Source organism: Tessaracoccus sp. (assembly GCF_016714275.1).
Classification (GTDB): Bacteria; Actinomycetota; Actinomycetes; order Propionibacteriales; family Propionibacteriaceae; genus Arachnia.
The window spans coordinates 149,719-166,168 of record NZ_JADJNP010000003.1 but is presented as its reverse complement, the minus strand read 5'-3'; the positions used below and the strand labels follow the sequence as shown (position 1 = coordinate 166,168).

Genomic DNA, 16,450 nt, shown 5'->3' with positions numbered 1-16,450 from the left:
AGTCAAAACGGTCATCCGCAGGCAGGGCACATAACTACCCTCCGACGCGGAAGTTATCCACAGAGTATTCGGCGTCCCTCGACCGGCCGCCCTCGTCGGCATTAGTCTCGCACTCACGCAGACGGAAGGGGCGCCGCGATGCACAAGCCGATGAGGCCGACGACGGCTGAAACGCCGAGTCCGGGACTCTCGCGCCCTGAGGGCGTGCAGTTGCGGGCGCGGCGCAGCCCTCGCCTGATCGCGCTGGGTGTCCTGCTGGTCGTTCTCGGTGGGCTCGCCGCGGCCGCCGTCTACTCCGCCACCGCTGACCATCGCGCCGTCGTGGCCATGGCGCGCGATGTCGCGCGCGGATCGGTCCTGCAGGCCGACGACCTGGTGGCCGTCGAGGTTCCCGGGGAGTTCGCCGCGGAGGGCCTTCCCGCCCAGCAGCTGGACGCACTGGTCGGGGAACACGCGCTCATGGACCTGCCGAAGGGGTCGTTCCCGCTCTCTCACCACATCGGCGAGGATCCGCTTCCCGCGGGCCAGAGTCTCGTCGGGCTCAAGCTGCCTCTGGGCCGCATCCCTTCGTCTCCGCTGCCGCCGGGCACGCGGGTCGCCGTCGTCGGCGTCGCCGAGGGCCAGGACCAGACCGTGGAAGGCGTGGTCGCCGCCGCGCCCATCGCGCTCCAAGACGGGGCGACGTACGCCGTCGACCTGCGTGTGGCCGCCGCCGAGGCGGCGACGCTCGCGCGGTTGGCGGCTACGGACTCGGCGGCGCTCGTCGTGATCGGGGATCAGTGATGGCGGTCTTCCTCCTCTGCAGCGCCACCGGCTCCCCCGGCGTGACGACCACGGCGTTGGGACTCGCTCTCGGGTGGCCGCGTGACGTCCTCCTGGTCGACGGCGACCGCGAGCCCTCGCAGGCCGTCCAGGCGGGCTACCTCCGCGGCATGGATCACGGCGGGCGCGGGCTGATGGCGCTGGCCCAGTTCCACCGCGAGGGCGCGGCGCTGACCCCCGAGGTGTGGCGGCAGGCGCTTCCGCTCACGACGGGCGAGGACACCCTGCGCCGGTTCCTGCCCGGGTTCACGTCGTCCGGGGCCTCGCGGCTGTTCGAACACGTCTGGGGCGCGCTCGGCGAGGCCTTCGAGGCGTTGGACGCAAACGGGACCGACGTCCTGATCGATGGTGGGCGGATCTCGACGCACGGCCTTCCACTCGGACTGCTGACAACGGCAGACGCCGTCCTGGTTACCACGCGCACCTCGCTGCGGGCGCTCGCGGGGGTCCGCATCCACCTGGCGACGGTCATCGATCAGGTGCGCTCCCTCCCCTCGCCGCGCGAGGCGGGGTTGATCGTCGTCGGCCCGGGCAGGCCGTACGGGTCGGGAGAGATCGCGGCGCAGTTCGGGGTGCCGTGTTGGGCCGAGATCGGCTGGGAGCCGCGGCTGGCTGCGGTGCTGAGCGACGGCGAGCCCGAGCCGCGGCGGTTCCGGGAGTCGCCGTTCCTTGGCAGGTTCCGTTCGGAGGCGAAATCCCTGTCCGACCGCGTCGCGCGGTCCCGTCGGGCCATCTCCGACCTCGGGGCGGTGCCCGCATGACGCTGCACGACCTGCCGCCGCTGTCCGGGGCCCTCGGCCGGCTCGCGCTGGGCGACCCGCCCGAGGCGCCGACGACGACGCCCATCATCGGCGAACCAGCCCGTCGACCGGCCGTGATCGAGCCGGTGAGCGAGGACATCGACTGGCACCTCGTCGTGACGCTGCGTCGCGAGGCGGCCGAGCAGATCGCCCGGGCCGCGGAGGACTGGCTCGCCGACCACGGGCGTCCGCTGACCGGTCCCGACAGGCGGGTCCTGGGCCGCTCGGTCGTGCGATCGGTGGTGCATGCGCGGGCCCGTGCCCTCAGCGAGAACGGCGAGGCCCTGTGGCCGCTACAGCTGGAGAACCGGTATGCGGACGCCGTCGAGAACGCCATCTTCGGCTACGGCCGCCTGCAGCCTCTCTTCGAGTTGCCGACGGCGGAGAACATCGAGATCCACGGCCACGACAACGTCTGGGTGCAGCACGGCGACGGTCGCCGAACTGCTCACCCGCCAGTCGCCGACAGCGATGAGGAGCTGGTGGACGCCATCCGCTTCCTCGGCGAGACGGCCACGCCGCCGCGGCCCTTCGACGACCTCCACCCGACGATGACGCTCGCGCTGGGCGATCGCTTCCGACTCCACGCCATCGGCTTCGGGTTGTCGTTCCGGCCCAGCATCGTCATTCGACAGCACCTCCTCACCGACGTGACCCTCGCCGACCTCGCCGCCGGCGGAATGCTGCCCGCGCACGTGGCGCGGCTGCTGCAGTCGGCGGTGCTGGCGCGCAAGTCGATCGTGATCTCCGGCGATCAGGGCGCCGGCAAGACCACCCTCCTGCGCGCCCTCATTGCCGCCATCCATCCCAGCGAACGGTTCGGCACGCTGGAGACCGACTACGAGCTGCTGACCCACCTCCTGGCCCACCGGCGCAACGTGCTCGCGCTGCAGGCCCGCGTCGGGATGGGCGAGACGGCGGGCGGGGCCCCCGTCGGCTCGTACACGGTCGCCGACCTCATCCCGGAGGCGCTGCGGCAGAACTTGACCCGACTGGTGGTCGGCGAAGTGCGTGGCGAGGAGGCCGGGGCGATGTTCGAGGCGATGCAGGCCGGAGCCGGCACGTTGTCGACGACGCACTCGCACTCCGCCTCGTCGACCATCGACCGGCTCGCGGCGCGTGTCGCGCGCGGTGGGGTGCTGAGCATCGACGACGCCATGCGCCAGATCGCGCACCACATCGACTTCGTCGTGCACGTGGCGCTCCAAGACGACGCCTGGCGCGGCGGCGTTCGGCGTCGGTTCGTGTCGGAGGTCCGCCAGCTGACCGGGTCGATCGAGGCGGGCCATCCGTCCACGCATCTGGTGTACCGCGCGGCGTCGGACAGCCAGCGTGAGCTGTTCCAGCCAGACGCCGCGATGGCCGCCGAACTCGCCCCCTTCGAGAAGGGGATGGAGCCGTGGGCCTGACAGGGGCGATCACCGCCGGCGCGCTCATGGGGCTGGGCCTCGCCCTCATCCTGGCCGGGCTCGTCAAGACAGAACCGCCGTCGTCCACAGGATCGTCCACACCCCTGTGGACAAGGACGGTCCGACGGTGGACGGCCCTCACCCTCCGCCAGCGAACCTGGGTGATCGGGTCCTTCGGGGCCGGCCTCCTCGCAGCCGTCGTCACGGGATGGCCGCTCCTGCTCGGTCTTTTTCCGCTCGTCCTCATCGCCATCCCTGCGCTGCTGACGGCGCCTCCGCAGCCGGAGATCGAGATCCTCGCGGGTCTCGACCGATGGGTTCGGCTGGTGTCGACATCGCTGACCTCGGGCAAATCGATCCGAGACGCGATCTTCGCGACGAGGGCACAGGCGCCCCCGGTCCTGCGCGACCCAGTGAACCGGCTGTGCGCGCGGCTCGACCAGCGGTGGACGACCCGAGACGCGCTGTTCGCGATGGCCGACGAACTGGACGCAGCCGACGCCGACGCGGTGCTGGCTGCCCTTTCCATCGCCGCCACCCATGGCGGCGCCGGCACGCGGACAACCCTCGCCGCGCTCACCGATAACATCCAGGCCCGGCTCCGGGCGCTCCGCGAGATCGCGGCGGAACGCGCAAAGCCAAGGGCCGTTGTCCGCCAAGTGACCGGCATCACCATCACCGTGCTGGCGCTCATGCTGATCATGAACCCCGGATTCTTCGCCCCGTACGCATCATCCCTCGGGAGCCTCGCGGCGGTCGTCCTCGTCGCCGCCTACCTCGGCTGCCTTGCGATCCTGCGGCGCAAGACGGTCCCGGTCCCCGCGCCGCGGTTCCTGGGGAGCAGGTCATGATCGGGCTGATGACCGCGGCCGGGATGGTGGTCGGGCTGGGCATCTTCCTCGTGGTGCGGGGCGCGCTCGCCCAGCCCGTGCGGCTGGGGGACGCTCTCGCCGCGCTGGAGACGCGGCTCCCCGTCGCCGAGGAGCCTCTCGCCGGCGGCCTTGAGGGGCTGAGCGAGCGGCTCCGCCGGAAGCTGCGGCTGCCGCTGACCACCAACCAGCAGCGGATGCTGAGCCTCCAGGGACGCTCGGTCGGCGACTTCTTCGCCGAGAAGCTGGTCTGGACGGCGATGGGGTTCCTGCTTCCCGCGTTGTGGGGCGGGCTACAGCTCGCCGTCGGGCGCTCCCCAGGGCTGACTCCGGTGGGACTCAGTCTCGTCGGTGCGGTCGCGGGGTTCTTCGTCGCCGATCTCCGGCTGCGCGGTGGTGCGGAGCAGCAGCGACGCGCGGCGACCGACGGCATCCACACCTTCTTCGACCTCGTGGTGCTCGAGCGCCTGGCCAACGCCTCGGCGGCGCAGGCAGCGGCGAACGCGGCAGCCGTGTCCAGCTCCCCGCTCTTCCGTCGCATCTCCGCCGGGCTTGAGCGGGCTCGGATGGAGCAGGCGCCGCCCTGGGACGAGCTGCGCCGCGTCGCGGACGAGTGGAACGTTCCCGAACTGACCGACTTCGCCGACGTCATGCAGCTGGAGGAGCAGGGCGCCGGCCTCGCCGAGGTGCTGCAGGCCCGCGTGCGCGAGCTGCGCGACGCGCATCTCAGCGCTCAGCGCTCCGCGGCGCAGGAGGCCAGCGAGGCGATGACGCTGTGGATGACCATCCCTGCGCTCCTGCTGGGCGTGGCGCTCCTGGTTCCGGCCCTCCTGGGGCTGCTGACCTGAAAAAGACCTGTGGACAAGCGGTGAAACGCCCCACTGATTTCCTACTACACACAACGAGGAGAAGAAACCATGAAGAACATCCACCACACCGTCGGGCTGCTCGTGCAGCTGCTGTCCCCGGCCCCGCGCGACGAGCGCGGGCTCAGCCAGAGCACGGAGAACGCGATCCTGCTGGCCGGTGCGGCCGTGGTCGCCGTCGCCATCATCTTCGCCGTCACCACCTATGTGAACGGCGGACTGGCAGACCTCGGCGGAGTCAAGAGGCCGTGATTCCCCACATCGCCGACGTCGGGGCACGGGCATGAGGGTGGTGCGCGCCATCGGCGCGCTCGGCGCCTTGGCCGTGCTCCTCGTCGGCGTGCCCTGGGCTCTCGCCCGCTTCGGCAACGTCCCGGAGCTGCTCACCCTCGACTGGGCGTCGGCCCTCGGCGGCGTGCAGGGCGGGCGTCTCATGCTCGGGCTGCTCAGCGCCGCGGGATGGGTCGCCTGGCTCGTGCTCGCGGCGACAACCGTGCTCGAGGCGGTCGCGGTCGCGTCGCGGTACCGGGTCTCCGTGACCCTGCCGGGAACCGGCTGGCTGCGCCCGGTCGTTTCGACGCTGCTGCTGGCCGCCGTCGGCGCGCCGGGAGCGGTGCTCGCCCACGCGGCGCAGCTCGCGGACGCGGGCGCTGTACCCGCGCCTCAAGGGCCGGTCGGCGTGGCAGCGGTCGCCCCTGCGACGGCGACGCCGGCCACCCCGGCGATGGAGGTAGCGGACGCTCCGGTCGCCGCAATGACCCGGTCCGCGCCGGGCACCGCGACGCGGGCTTACGTCGTGCAGGCCGGGGATGAACTCTGGGCGCTCGCCGAGCGTGAGCTCGGGTCGGGCGACCGGTGGCGGCGCATCGTCGCCCTGAACCCGGAACTGGGCGACTCCGGGAAACTCACGCCCGGCGCCGTCGTCCAGCTCCCCGCCACCAAGGGCGCCCCCGCCGCGCCCTCCCCCTCCGGGGAGGCAGAGGTGAGGGTGATCGTCGGGGACGGTGAGTCGCTGTGGCTGATCGCCGAGCGAGAGTTGGGCGACGCCGAACGGTGGCCGGAGATCTTCGCCCTCAACCGCGACCAGATCGCGGACCCAGACCAGATCGACATCGGCTGGGTGCTCCGCCTTCCCGGCCCGCAGGCCGTCGACACCCGGGAGAAGCCTCCCGCGGAGCGTGCCGTGGACCGCCCCGCGGAGCGCGCCCCCGCCGAGACCGACGAAGCTCCCCCGGCCGCGCACGAGGCCGATATGCCTCCAGCATCTACCTCTCCTGAACCCGCGCCGTCCGCGATGGTGCCGATTGCCGTTCCGGAGCAGCCGACCCGGTCGCCCGCATCCCCCGCGACCGAGGCCACAGCCCTTCCTGTCGCCTCGGTCGGCGCCGAGGCAGACCCCATGGTGTTGGCCGCACCACTGGGGGCCGCACTGGCGGGGGCGATCCTGCTGAGCGTCTCCACCCGACGGCGCGCCCAACTGCTGGGCAGGGCGATCGGGCGGCGGCTGATCCCCGCCTCCCCGCAGGTGACGCGCTTCTGGACCGCCTTGGCACGGTACGCGGAGGAGCCGGAGCACGCGAACGGTCGAGACGATGTCGGCCCCACGGCCCTCGTCCTCGGTTGGCGGGGCGACGAGCCCGTCACCGTCGACCTGGAGGCGGCGCGGGCCACGCTGCTATCCGGGTCGCGGGCGGAGGAAGCAGTCGCCGCGGCCCTCACGAGCCTGGCGTGCGCGCCGTGGTCCGCCGACGTGGGTGTCATCGTCGTGGGCGCGCCGGAGTGGGTCGACGCCCTCGACGATCCCCGGTTCGACAGCGAGCCGGACGTGGCGTCGGGGCTGGTCCGCCTCTCCCGCTTCGCCGCGGAACGGCGGCTCGCGCTGCGCGACCGCGACCTCGTCTCCGCCCGCGCGGACGTCGAGACCGCGGAGGCTTGGCGGCCCACCGTCTTCGTTTTCGCCCAGACATTGAGCCCCTCACAACTCGACGCGCTCGCCGACGCCCTCGCCATGGGCGAGACCGGCGTGAGCGTCCTCACCCTCGCGGGAGCAGAAGCGCACATCGACGCGCGGCGGGCACGGATCGAGGACGAGACCGCCTACCTGGACGACACCCAGTTCGCGCCGCAGCTGCTGAGTTCGCCGGCGAAGCACGCCCTCCTCGCCCTCTTCGCTACCACCGGGCGGACCGAAACCGAGCGCGCGCCGTGGTGGCGGCACGACGAGAACCTCCCACCCAACATCCACCACCTGCCTCCCGCCGACGCCCGGCACGGCGAGGAACCCGCCACGGCCGCCGCGCGGCTGAGCACGCCGGAGCATCCCACCCTCCTGCTCCTCGGCCCCGTCGGACTCTCCGGCACGTCCGGCCGGCCTCCCAGCCGCGCCGTCGGCCAATGCGTGGAGTACTGCGCCTGGCTGCTCGCGAACCCGGGCGCGACGTCGACGACGATGCTCCGAGACCTCATCGTCGCCGAGGGCACGCGCCGCTCCAACATGAGCAGACTCCGCGGGTGGCTCGGGTCGGACGAGGCGGGCCAGCCCTACCTGCCCGACGCGTATACCGGGCGCATCACGCTCGACTCCCGCGTCACGTCGGACTGGGAGCAGCTGCAGCTCCTCCTGAGTGGCGGGGTCAACCTCGCCCCCGACGCCTCGCTGCGCCGGGCTCTCGCCCTTGTGCGCGGCGAGCCCTTGGGCGACGTGGCGTTCCAGTGGCACTGGGCAGAGCAGCTCCGCGCCGACATGGTCAGCACCATCGTCGACGCGGTCTGCGTCCTCGCGGACCGCGCCATCGCCCGCAGTGATCACGTCGTCGCGCTGTGGTCCGTAGGCCGGGGTCTGGTCGCTGCTCCCGGCGACGATCAGCTGCTCGTACGGAGGATCGACGCGCTCATGGTCGCCGGGCGGAAGGACGAGGCGCATCAGCTCGTCGTCTCCCTTAACCGTGGCCTCCGGGACGCGGGACGAGACCTCGCGCCGGAACTCGCCCGGCGCCTGCACCTCGCCTTGGGCGCGATGAACGCCGGCGGGGGGCTCGCCGAGCCCACCCAGAACCTGGGGTGACGTCGCAGGACGGATAGGCTGACTGACCGTGACCGCTCGCCGCTTCTCCGCCATCCTGTTCGACTGCGACGGCGTGCTCGTCGACTCCGAGCCCATCACCTGCGGCGTGCTGCACACCATGCTGGGCGAGCTGGGATGGGATCTCCCACTCGACGAGTGCATCCGGCGGTTCGTCGGTAAGGCATTCAAGGACGAGGCGCACGTGATCTACCGGCACACCGGCCACATGGTCGGCGACGCGTGGATCGCGGAGTTCCGCGATCGTCGCGACGACGCCCTGCGCGCGCGGCTCCAGCCCGTCCCGGGGGCGGCCGAGGCCGTCCGTCGGATCGCCGCCGCCGTCGACGTACCCGTCGCCTGCGTCTCCGGCGCGGACCGCCGCAAGATCGTGCTGCAGCTCGCCATGACCGGCATCGACGATGTGTTCGGCGACAGGGTCTTCAGCGGCATGGAGGTCCCACGGAGCAAGCCCGCTCCCGACGTCTACCTCGCCGCGGCCGCGGCGCTGGGCATCGATCCCGCCGAGGCCGCGGTCATCGAAGACTCATCCGCGGGCGTCCGGGCCGGCATCGCCGCGGGCGCGACGGTGTTCGGCTTCGCTGCCGACGGCCCCACCTATCACACGGCTGAGCAACTCGAGGAGCTCGGCGCCGCCCACGTCTTCCGTTCCATGACCGAGCTCCCCGGGCTGGTGCTGGGCAGCCAGGCGTAGCACGGGGAGAGCCGCTGGCCTAGTCAGGGCCAGTTGCGCAGCACGCCGGAGCTCACGGTCACGCCGCCGGCCTTCAGGCGCCGCACGATCGCGCGCTGCAGGGACGTATCCTGCGGGAGGGCGTCCAGGTCGACGTCGCCGTCGGGCTCGATGTGGAAGCCGAAAAACAGCGCGTCGCGGTAGCCGGGCGACGGTTCGCCGATCGGCACGAAGCGGCGGGCGAAGCGGGCCATGTTCGACTCAGGTGAGAGCTCGGCGAGGACGCCTGCGTCCAGGAGCCAGGAATGGAGGACGGCGGTGCGCGGCGCGTGGTCGGCGAAAGCGGGAAAGGCGATCTCGCGGGCGAGGCGGAGCGACTCATCGATCGACTCCGGCTTCAGCGGCCCCGCCTCGGGGATGTGGACGCTCAGGACGTACCCACCCTCCGGGGTCGCCCCTAGCCAGTCGCGTTCCAAGGTGTACTGCAGGCGGCCGAGCCACAGCAGCCGGCCCGTGTAGTTGGCCGCGCACCAGGTCTGCGAGCTGAGCCCGAACTCGCCGTGGACGATCCTGTGGATGTGGACCTGCTGGCCGAGATCCGAGAGCGAGACCCACGCCGTCTCGTCGGGGACGCCGCGGCGGGTCAGCTCCGCATGGACCTCCGACGCCGCCGACACCAGCGCCAGCAGCGACACGAGACCATCCTCAGCCGAGGTCGAGTCGTTCGCATCCTCGACGGCCGCGGCCCCGGCGTCGAAGTCCCCGATCCGGGCGCGAACCGCTGCCCGCACGGCCGCGGCGCGCACCGCCAGATCCGGCCGCTCGGGCAACGACGCCACGAGTTGCCGGAACGCCACGGCGTCGTCGGGCCGGAAGCCCAGCCGGTCAAGATCGACGTCGCGCAGCACCTCACGCAGCTCTGCCGCAGCCTTACCCATCGCGGTCCCCCTTGTCGTCGCCCTCAGCCTAGTGGTCTATCGCACCTAAAGGTGCCGATCAGACGCGGGGTCAGGCGGGATGAGTGACAAGGCGGAGGAGGGAGTCACAGCGGGGAGCCCCGGGTCGTGCGCATGGCCGACGGCCTCACGCACTACACGTTCCAACCAGGCCTGACGACCACCGTCGCCCTGGCCTGGCAGCAGGAAGCGGGGACTCCTGTCCCTGGAGAGCTCACGGTGACGATCGCCGCGCACACCCTCCGCGCCTCCTCCATGGACGGCTCGCTCGGGTGGCGCGACGCGGAGCCGGTCGCCGTGGTCACCCTCGCCCCCGAACCCCTCGATCGTGAGCCCGGGCGCGTAGTCGGCCCCTTCCCCAGTCGATGTCCTGGATGACGGTGTTCATCGACTCGTCGACGGTCGTGTCGACCAGGAACACGGTCACGTCCTGCTTCAACAGACCTGCGGACGCGTACACGGCGAGGAACGGGATGAGGACCTGGCCCGCGACGGTGAGTTCCTCGTCCAGCGTTCCCGCGCCCCGGTCGGCTCGACGATGTGCGCTTACGCGACCTTCGACGTCGGCTTCGAGGTCTTCGACGCCGTTGCGTAGCCCTTCTTCTTGCCCGTGACCTTAACGGTGATCTTCTTGCCCTTGTCAGCCGCCTTCAGCGTGTAGGTCGACGTGGTGGCCTTCGCGATCTTCTTGCCGTTGCGGTACCACTGGTAGGTCAGCGTCACCGGCTTGGGTCCCCACGCTCCCGCCTTCGCGGTGAGCTTCTTGCCCACCTTCGCGGTGCCGCTGATCTTCGGGACCGCGACGGTCAGCGCGCGCGGCACGACGTCGGAGACGGCCTTCGACTTCCCCTTGCCGAAGTCGTTGGTCCAGTAGATCCCGTACGAGGAGTTCGCGTCGTAGTAGACGCCGACGCCCAGGTGGGTGAAGCTCTTGCTCATGATGTTGCGGCAGTGACCGGGGCTGGACATCCAGTCGGCGACGACGCTGCCTGCGTTGCGCTGGCCTGCGGCGATGTTCTCACCGACTGCCGTCCAGGTGTACCCGGCGGCGGTGACGCGCTCGTCGAACGTGGTGCCGTCCTGCGAGGTGTGGCTGAAGTAGTCGCGGGCGGCCATGTCCTTGAGTGCCGGTACGCGGCGTTGCTCAGCGCGGTGTTCAGCGCGAGCTTCGGAACGGCGGGGAACTTCTCGTCGCCGCACTTCCGCGACGAGCTGCGCATCCGGTTGAGCTCGCTGAGGATCTCCTTGCGGACCTTGTCCTGCTTCTGCCGGTAGTTGACCGATTTGGTGTTCGCGTCGGTCCAGTCGGCGGCGTGCGCCAGTCCTGGGACCGAAGTGAGGATCAGGCCCAGGGCGGTGACGAGGGCGACGATGAGTCGGTGGGAATGCTGCATTCTGCTACTCCACTTCGTGGTGTCGGGGGTCGAGCTCATGGTGCGGCCCCCGAATGAACGCCACCGTCAAGCTCACCCCGAACATACCTTCCCGACTCCGGTTCACCGTATCTGGAGGCCGCTTGTCAGCGCTGCCGACCATGCGGAAGGTAGCGCGGACCCCAACGAAGGAGTCCCGCCGCGCCGATGAGGCCGAGGACGCCGACCAGCGCGGACGCCAGCGATAGCGAGGCGGCCGCCGCGACGACGGCGACCATGACCGGGGCGAGCGCGCCGCCAGTGTCGGTGAGGAGCCGCCACGCGCCGAGGAACGCGGCAGGTGCTCCCGCGGGGGCGAGGTCGGCGCCCATGGTCATGAGGATGCCGCTCGACAGCCCGTTCGCGAGCCCCAGGAGCCCAGCAAGGGCCGCGAACCACGTCGTCGCGTGGGCACCGTCGTGCGTGAGGGAGAGCGCGAGGAAGCCGGCACTCAGCAGGAGCATCGACGGCAGCGCCGCCCACAACCGCCCGTAGCGGTCCATCACCTGGCCGCTGGCGTAGAACAGGGCGAAGTCGAGCGCACCCGAGACGCCGACGACGAGAGCGATCGCCGAGGCGTCCATGCCGATCGAGACGCCCCACAGCGGAAGGACGACCTGCCGGGCCGCGCGCACCGCGGCGAGCAGCATGCCCGCGACGCCCACACGGGCCAGCACCGACCGCTCCCGCCACAGGGCGGCCAGCACGCCGTCGCCCCGTGAAGCGCCGCGGCCGACCTGCCCGGCCGGTTCGGTCCGGAACTGCTCCTCCGGGTCGGGACCGAGGAGGACGAGCACGATCAGCGCCACCATCAGCACCGCGAAGAACCACAGCGCCGAGCCCGCGGCGCCGAACAAAGCGAGGAGTCCGGCGGCGACGAAGGGGCCGATGAACAGCCCGAACCGGGTCGAGCCGCCGAGGAGCGAGAGCGCCCGGGCGCGAAACGCGAGCGGGACCCGCGTCGCCATGAATGCGTGCCTGGCAAGGGCGAACGCTGCGGCGGCCATTCCGGTCACAAACACGGCCACGGTGAACCAGGCGAGCCCGGGAAGAAGAACGGCCGCCACGGCGCCCAGGAGGGCGACAGCGCCGGCGATCGCCATGGTGAGCCGCTCGCCGATCCTGCCGACCAGCCATCCGGCCGGCACGTTGCCGAAGAGGGTGCCGACGACGACCGCCGACGCCACGAGCGCCGCCGTCGGGATGTCGGCCCCGCGCTGCGTCGCGATCACGGGGATCAGCGGGATCACGGCGCCCTCGCCGACCGAGAACACCAGCGACGGCAGGTAGACCATCGGCCCGTACTGCCTCAGCAACCCGCCCATGCTCGTCATCGCCCCGACCCTACATTCCGCGGCAGGCGGAAGCTCGGATCCGCCGTGACGTAACGTTGCGCCATGACCAGCTATGTGGCGCTGCTGCGCGCGGTAAACGTCGGCGGCACGGGCAAGCTGCCGATGGCCGACCTGAAGGAGATGTGCGTCGCGCTGGGCTTCGAAGGAGTCCGGACATACATCGCGAGCGGTAACGTCGTCTTCACTGCCGACCTGACCGAGGCCGAGGTCAAGGCCGCCTTGGAGGAACGCCTGCGCGCCTACGCCGGAAAGCCCGTCGGGGTGATGGTCAGAACGGCGCGGGAGATGGCGGACGTGCTCACGGCCAACCCGTTCCCGGACGAGCCCGGAAACCGGACCATCGCGCTCTTCCTCGACGCCCCGCCAGCGACGGACGCACTCGACGCCGTGAAGAACAAGCTGGACGAGAAGCTGGGCCTCGGGAAGCGCGAGATCTACATCGCCTACGGCTCCGGGATGGGCACCTCCAAGCTCGCGGTTCCCGCCGGAGCGGGCGGGACCGCACGCAACATGAACACGGTCGCGAAGCTCGCCGAGTTGGCGAGGGCCCTCGCCTGATTCCTCGCAGGGACGGCCGATAGAGTCCAGGGGAAACGGACTTCGGAGGAGCAGATCATGGATGACAGGACCGTCGTGCTGAACGCCAATCTGGTGAACTACGACGGAAAGGTCGACTACAGCCAGATCGCGTCCGAGGTGGTGATCCACGACGAGACGCCCGAGGACGAGATCCTGCAGCGGGTCGAAGGGTTCACCGTCGTCGTCACGAAGGAGATGAGGGTCGACGGCGACACCATCCGGCGGTTCCCCGACAGCGTGAAAATGATCTGTGAGGCCGGGACCGGCTACAACAACATCGACCTGGAGGCGGCGCGCGAGAAGGGGATCGCGGTCTGCAACATCCCCGCCTACAGCAGCGAACGGGTCGCGCACACCGCGATCCTGCTGATCCTGAGCCTCGCGAGCTCGCTGCAGAAGCAGATCCGCATGCTCGCCGCGGGGAACCACGACAACTTCCACACGCACCTGATGGTCGACCATGTCGAGGTGAACGGGAAGACGCTGGGTGTCATCGGCTACGGAAACATCGCGCAGGAGACCATAAAGGTCGCGCAAGTGCTGGGAATGAACGTCCTGGTCGCGACGAGGACCCCCGGGCGGATGTCGACGGCATCCACTTCACGACGAAAGAGGAGGTCTTCGCCAACAGCGACTTCCTCTCCCTCAACTGCCCGCTGAACGCGTCGACGCGTCACATGGTCAACGCGCAGACGTTGGCGACGATGAAGCCGACCGCCTCTGTGATCAACACCGCGCGCGGCGCGCTGATCGACGAGGCGGCGCTGATCGAGGCGCTGCAGGACGGCGTGATCGCCGGCGCCGGGCTGGACGTCCAGGAGGTGGAGCCGCTCGACGACGCGAGCCCGCTGTACACGATGGACAACGTCATCATCACGCCCCGCTGGGCTGGCGCGGGCTGGAGACGCGCCGTCGGCTGGTGTCGATGGTCGGCGACAACATCCGCGCGTTCGCTTCGGGCCACCCGATCAACCGCGTGGACGCATGACGCAGGCCCCGGTCAGAGGTTGGCTGTTCCGGTGAAGCACACGGCGGTCGCGCCGCCGACCCAGACGGTGTCGCCCTCTACCGCGATGGCGATCTCGCCGGCGCGGCCGAGCCGTGCCCCTTGGGAGACCAGGTAGCGGTCGGGCGCCTGGCCGGTTCCCGTCAGCCACTGGGCGACCGAGGCATTCATGCTCCCGCACACCGGGTCTTCGGGGACGTCGACGCCGGGAGCGAAGGAGCGCAGCTCAAACGCGTGGGGCGCCCCCTCGGGATACGCACCGACGGCGCCGACCATGGCGTCGGGGACCCGCGAGAAGTCGGGGGTGAGCGCCAGCACCTCCTCGGCGCTGGCGAGTTGGAGCACCGCCCAGCCCGGGCCGTTGTCCACCCATTGGTGCCCGACGACCTGCTCGGGTGCGATGCCGAATGCCTCCACGAAACGGGCGAGATCGGCGTCGTCGAGGGGCCCCGTGCGCAGGAGCGGCGGGGCGGCGAACGACACCAGGTCGCCCTCGTGACGCAGCTCGACGAGCCCGGCCCCGCATTCCTGCACGATCCGGCCCGGCACGCGGGGCATGCCACCGTGGTGGAGCCAGGCGCGGGCCGACCCGAGCGTGGGATGGCCGGCGAACGGCAGCTCCCTGTTCGGGGTGAAGATCCGTAACCGGTAGTCGGCCTCTGGCGAAGCCGGCGGCAGGATGAATGTGGTCTCGGAGAGGTTCGTCCAGCGAGCGACCCGCTGCATCGCCTCAGTGTCCACGTCGTCGGCGTCGAGGAGGACGGCGACGGGGTTGCCTCGGTAGGGCACCGCGGAGAAGACATCGATCTGGGCATAGCGTCGGGGGCTTGTCATGCAATGGATTCTCCCAAACGGGTGCAGTAGCGGGAATCCTCTCGGCAGCTTGAGGAGGTGCGTGCCGCGGAGTTGACCTTGACCCAAGGTCAGCGTTTCCAGACTGGGGTTGTGACGACGAAATCCACGCTTCCGCTGTACCTCACCGCCACCGGGACCTCGCTGTTCGGCAACTCCGCCATCGCGATCGTGCTGCCGTGGCTCGTGCTGGAGCGCACCGGCGACCCGGCCATGGCCGGACTCGTCGCGGCCGTCAGCGCGGCGCCTGCCGCGACCGCGGCGTTCGTCGGCGGGCACCTCATCGACAAGGTCGGCCGACGCCGGATGTCCGTCTTCTCGGACATCGGGTCGGCCAGGCCGTCGCTGCGCTCGCGGTCGTCGACGGCGTGTTCGGGCTGAACGTCGGGTGGTTCATCGCGCTCGGCGTCCTGGGCGCCCTCTTCGACGTGCCGGGAATGACGGCGCGGGAGACGTTGATGGCCAACGTCGCCGAGGCCTCCGGCGTCACCCTCGATCGCGTGAGCGCCCTCCGCGGCACCATCTTCGGCCTCTCCTTCCTCGCGGGGCCTGCCGTCGCCGGCTGGCTCCTCTCCGTGATGCCGACGGTCAGCGTCATCTGGATCACCGCCGCATGCAACGCCGTGGCCGCGCTCGCCATCGCCGTCATGCCGGTGCCCGCCGAGAAACCCACGCCCGGCGGCGACTCCTCGCCGTTCGCCGGCCTCACCGTGATCCGCCGCAGCCCGCCGCTCCTCGCGTTGCTCGTGATCAGCCTCGGCTCCGTGGTGCTCGTGGGTCCGCTGCTCAGCATCGTGCTGCCCGCCCACTTCACGAACCTCGCAGCGCCCGGCCTGCTCGGTATCTCGCTGTCGGCGTACGCCGTCGGAACCATCCTCGGTTCGGTTGTCTATGGGTGGGGCTTCTCCGGGCGACGATGGCTGGCCTGGGTGGTCGCGCACCTGCTCTACATCGTCTCCGGCGTGCTCATCGCCACCCTCACGGGGTTCTGGCTCGTCGCCGCCGGGATGGCGGCCGCGGGCATCGCGACCGGGCTGCTCCAACCCATCACGATGGTGGTGCTGACGGCTCAGGTCCCCGACGACCTCCGCGGCCGCGTGTTCGGCGCCTACACCGGGCTGACAATGGTGGTCGCCCCGCTGGGGCTCGGGCTCCTCGCGGCCGTACTCGCCGGGGCCGACCTCGGCGTCGGCGCGTGGGTGCTGGCAGCGGGCTGGGTGCTGGTCGCCGCGTATGCCATCCTCGCGCCAGGACTGAAGGAGTACATCGTCGGCGACTCCACCGACGGAACCGCTGAGGGAGACTTGCCTCGACGCGGCGGCGGGCGTCGCCATCGTCCTCGGCCTCTACCGGTACTCGCGGCGTGACGCAGTGCACGCCGGAAACGCCATGCACGAGCCTGCGGAGGACGAAACCGATGGGGCCGAGGCGCCCAAGCAGAAGGAGTACGTCTGATGGGCGTCGACTGGATGGCCTTCGCGAAGGTGTTCGCCGCCGCGTGCATCGGGGCGGTCTCGATCGTCGCCTTCTACGCGCTCGGCACGAGGATGGTGGTCCGCGGCGGCTGGCTCGCGCTGACGCTCGCCTCCGTGTGCTTCACCTTGTGTGCGGCCGCCGTCGTCCTCGGCCTCGTCGTGATCCTGATCTGAGCCTGTACTGCCCCGAAAACCGGGGGATGGGGCGACGGTATGGGATGCGTTGCGCACGGCGGCGCTGACGCCAGCCATAGAGTTTTCTTGTTCGGAGGCCAGCGCAGGCCGACCGCATCT

Annotated in this window: 17 protein-coding genes and 1 pseudogene; 14 read left to right on the top strand and 4 right to left on the bottom strand. The window is 70.8% G+C overall.

The features are described 5' to 3' along the window. Positions 1-138: 138 nt before the first annotated feature. The 8 genes from IPJ61_RS14035 to IPJ61_RS14000 all read left to right on the top strand — a co-directional run bounded on the left by IPJ61_RS14035 (position 139) and on the right by IPJ61_RS14000 (position 8,542). A complete protein-coding gene (locus IPJ61_RS14035; protein ID WP_297108691.1) occupies positions 139-783 on the top strand; it encodes an SAF domain-containing protein in 645 nt (214 codons plus the stop codon). Then, complete coding sequence (locus IPJ61_RS14030; RefSeq protein ID WP_297108689.1) at positions 783-1,583, top strand: hypothetical protein; 801 nt, start codon at positions 783-785, stop codon at positions 1,581-1,583. The genes IPJ61_RS14035 and IPJ61_RS14030 overlap by 1 nt, the downstream gene beginning before the upstream one ends. Then, positions 1,580-3,031: a CpaF family protein gene (locus IPJ61_RS14025; protein WP_297108686.1), complete on the top strand. Its 1,452-nt coding sequence runs from the start codon at positions 1,580-1,582 to the stop codon at positions 3,029-3,031. The genes IPJ61_RS14030 and IPJ61_RS14025 overlap by 4 nt, the downstream gene beginning before the upstream one ends. Continuing rightward, complete coding sequence (locus IPJ61_RS14020) at positions 3,022-3,882, top strand: type II secretion system F family protein (protein WP_297108682.1); 861 nt, start codon at positions 3,022-3,024, stop codon at positions 3,880-3,882. The genes IPJ61_RS14025 and IPJ61_RS14020 overlap by 10 nt, the downstream gene beginning before the upstream one ends. Continuing rightward, a complete protein-coding gene (locus IPJ61_RS14015) occupies positions 3,879-4,748 on the top strand; it encodes a hypothetical protein (protein ID WP_297108679.1) in 870 nt (289 codons plus the stop codon). The genes IPJ61_RS14020 and IPJ61_RS14015 overlap by 4 nt, the downstream gene beginning before the upstream one ends. 69 nt (positions 4,749-4,817) lie before the next feature. Then, positions 4,818-5,018, top strand: a complete 201-nt coding sequence (locus IPJ61_RS14010; protein ID WP_297108675.1) for a hypothetical protein — start codon at positions 4,818-4,820, stop codon at positions 5,016-5,018. Between the two features lie 31 nt (positions 5,019-5,049). After that, on the top strand, positions 5,050-7,830 hold the full coding sequence (locus IPJ61_RS14005; protein ID WP_297108673.1) for a LysM peptidoglycan-binding domain-containing protein: 2,781 nt from the start codon (positions 5,050-5,052) through the stop codon (positions 7,828-7,830). Positions 7,831-7,858: 28 nt separating this feature from the next. Next, entirely contained in the window at positions 7,859-8,542 is a 684-nt protein-coding gene (locus tag IPJ61_RS14000; RefSeq protein WP_297108670.1) for an HAD family hydrolase, read from the top strand. Positions 8,543-8,565: 23 nt separating this feature from the next. Here IPJ61_RS14000 and IPJ61_RS13995 read toward each other — a convergent pair whose 3' ends face one another. Beyond that, positions 8,566-9,459, bottom strand: coding sequence for an acyltransferase domain-containing protein (locus IPJ61_RS13995; protein WP_297108668.1), 894 nt, complete (start codon positions 9,457-9,459; stop codon positions 8,566-8,568). A gap of 132 nt (positions 9,460-9,591) precedes the next feature. Here IPJ61_RS13995 and IPJ61_RS13990 point away from each other — a divergent pair, with 132 nt between their 5' ends. Then, a complete protein-coding gene (locus IPJ61_RS13990; protein WP_297108665.1) occupies positions 9,592-9,855 on the top strand; it encodes a hypothetical protein in 264 nt (87 codons plus the stop codon). 168 nt (positions 9,856-10,023) lie between these two features. On the opposite strand, the gene IPJ61_RS13985 is transcribed toward IPJ61_RS13990, so the two are convergent. Together IPJ61_RS13985 and IPJ61_RS13980 are read right to left on the bottom strand one after the other, a co-directional pair. After that, entirely contained in the window at positions 10,024-10,593 is a 570-nt protein-coding gene (locus tag IPJ61_RS13985; RefSeq protein ID WP_297108662.1) for a CAP domain-containing protein, read from the bottom strand. 403 nt (positions 10,594-10,996) lie between these two features. Beyond that, positions 10,997-12,223, bottom strand: a complete 1,227-nt coding sequence (locus tag IPJ61_RS13980) for an MFS transporter (protein ID WP_297108659.1) — start codon at positions 12,221-12,223, stop codon at positions 10,997-10,999. 63 nt (positions 12,224-12,286) lie between these two features. Between IPJ61_RS13980 and IPJ61_RS13975 the strand changes: the two genes are divergently transcribed. Further along, positions 12,287-12,802 (top strand): DUF1697 domain-containing protein, encoded by a 516-nt coding sequence (locus IPJ61_RS13975; RefSeq protein WP_297108656.1) that lies wholly within the window; start codon positions 12,287-12,289, stop codon positions 12,800-12,802. Between the two features lie 57 nt (positions 12,803-12,859). Continuing rightward, a pseudogene (locus IPJ61_RS13970) lies at positions 12,860-13,644 on the top strand (NAD(P)-dependent oxidoreductase); the annotation flags it as partial. A gap of 179 nt (positions 13,645-13,823) precedes the next feature. Here IPJ61_RS13970 and IPJ61_RS13960 read toward each other — a convergent pair. Beyond that, on the bottom strand, positions 13,824-14,663 hold the full coding sequence (locus IPJ61_RS13960; protein WP_297108651.1) for a PhzF family phenazine biosynthesis protein: 840 nt from the start codon (positions 14,661-14,663) through the stop codon (positions 13,824-13,826). Between the two features lie 111 nt (positions 14,664-14,774). On the opposite strand from IPJ61_RS13960, the gene IPJ61_RS13955 reads away from it, so the two are divergent. From IPJ61_RS13955 to IPJ61_RS13945, 3 genes are all read left to right on the top strand, one after another. Beyond that, a complete protein-coding gene (locus IPJ61_RS13955; RefSeq protein WP_297108648.1) occupies positions 14,775-15,062 on the top strand; it encodes an MFS transporter in 288 nt (95 codons plus the stop codon). After that, the gene (locus tag IPJ61_RS13950) at positions 15,050-16,048 is read left to right on the top strand and encodes an MFS transporter (protein WP_297108645.1); all 999 of its coding nucleotides are present in this window, start codon (positions 15,050-15,052) and stop codon (positions 16,046-16,048) included. The genes IPJ61_RS13955 and IPJ61_RS13950 overlap by 13 nt, the downstream gene beginning before the upstream one ends. A gap of 87 nt (positions 16,049-16,135) precedes the next feature. Further along, positions 16,136-16,330, top strand: a complete 195-nt coding sequence (locus IPJ61_RS13945; RefSeq protein WP_297108643.1) for a hypothetical protein — start codon at positions 16,136-16,138, stop codon at positions 16,328-16,330. Positions 16,331-16,450 lie beyond the last annotated feature (120 nt).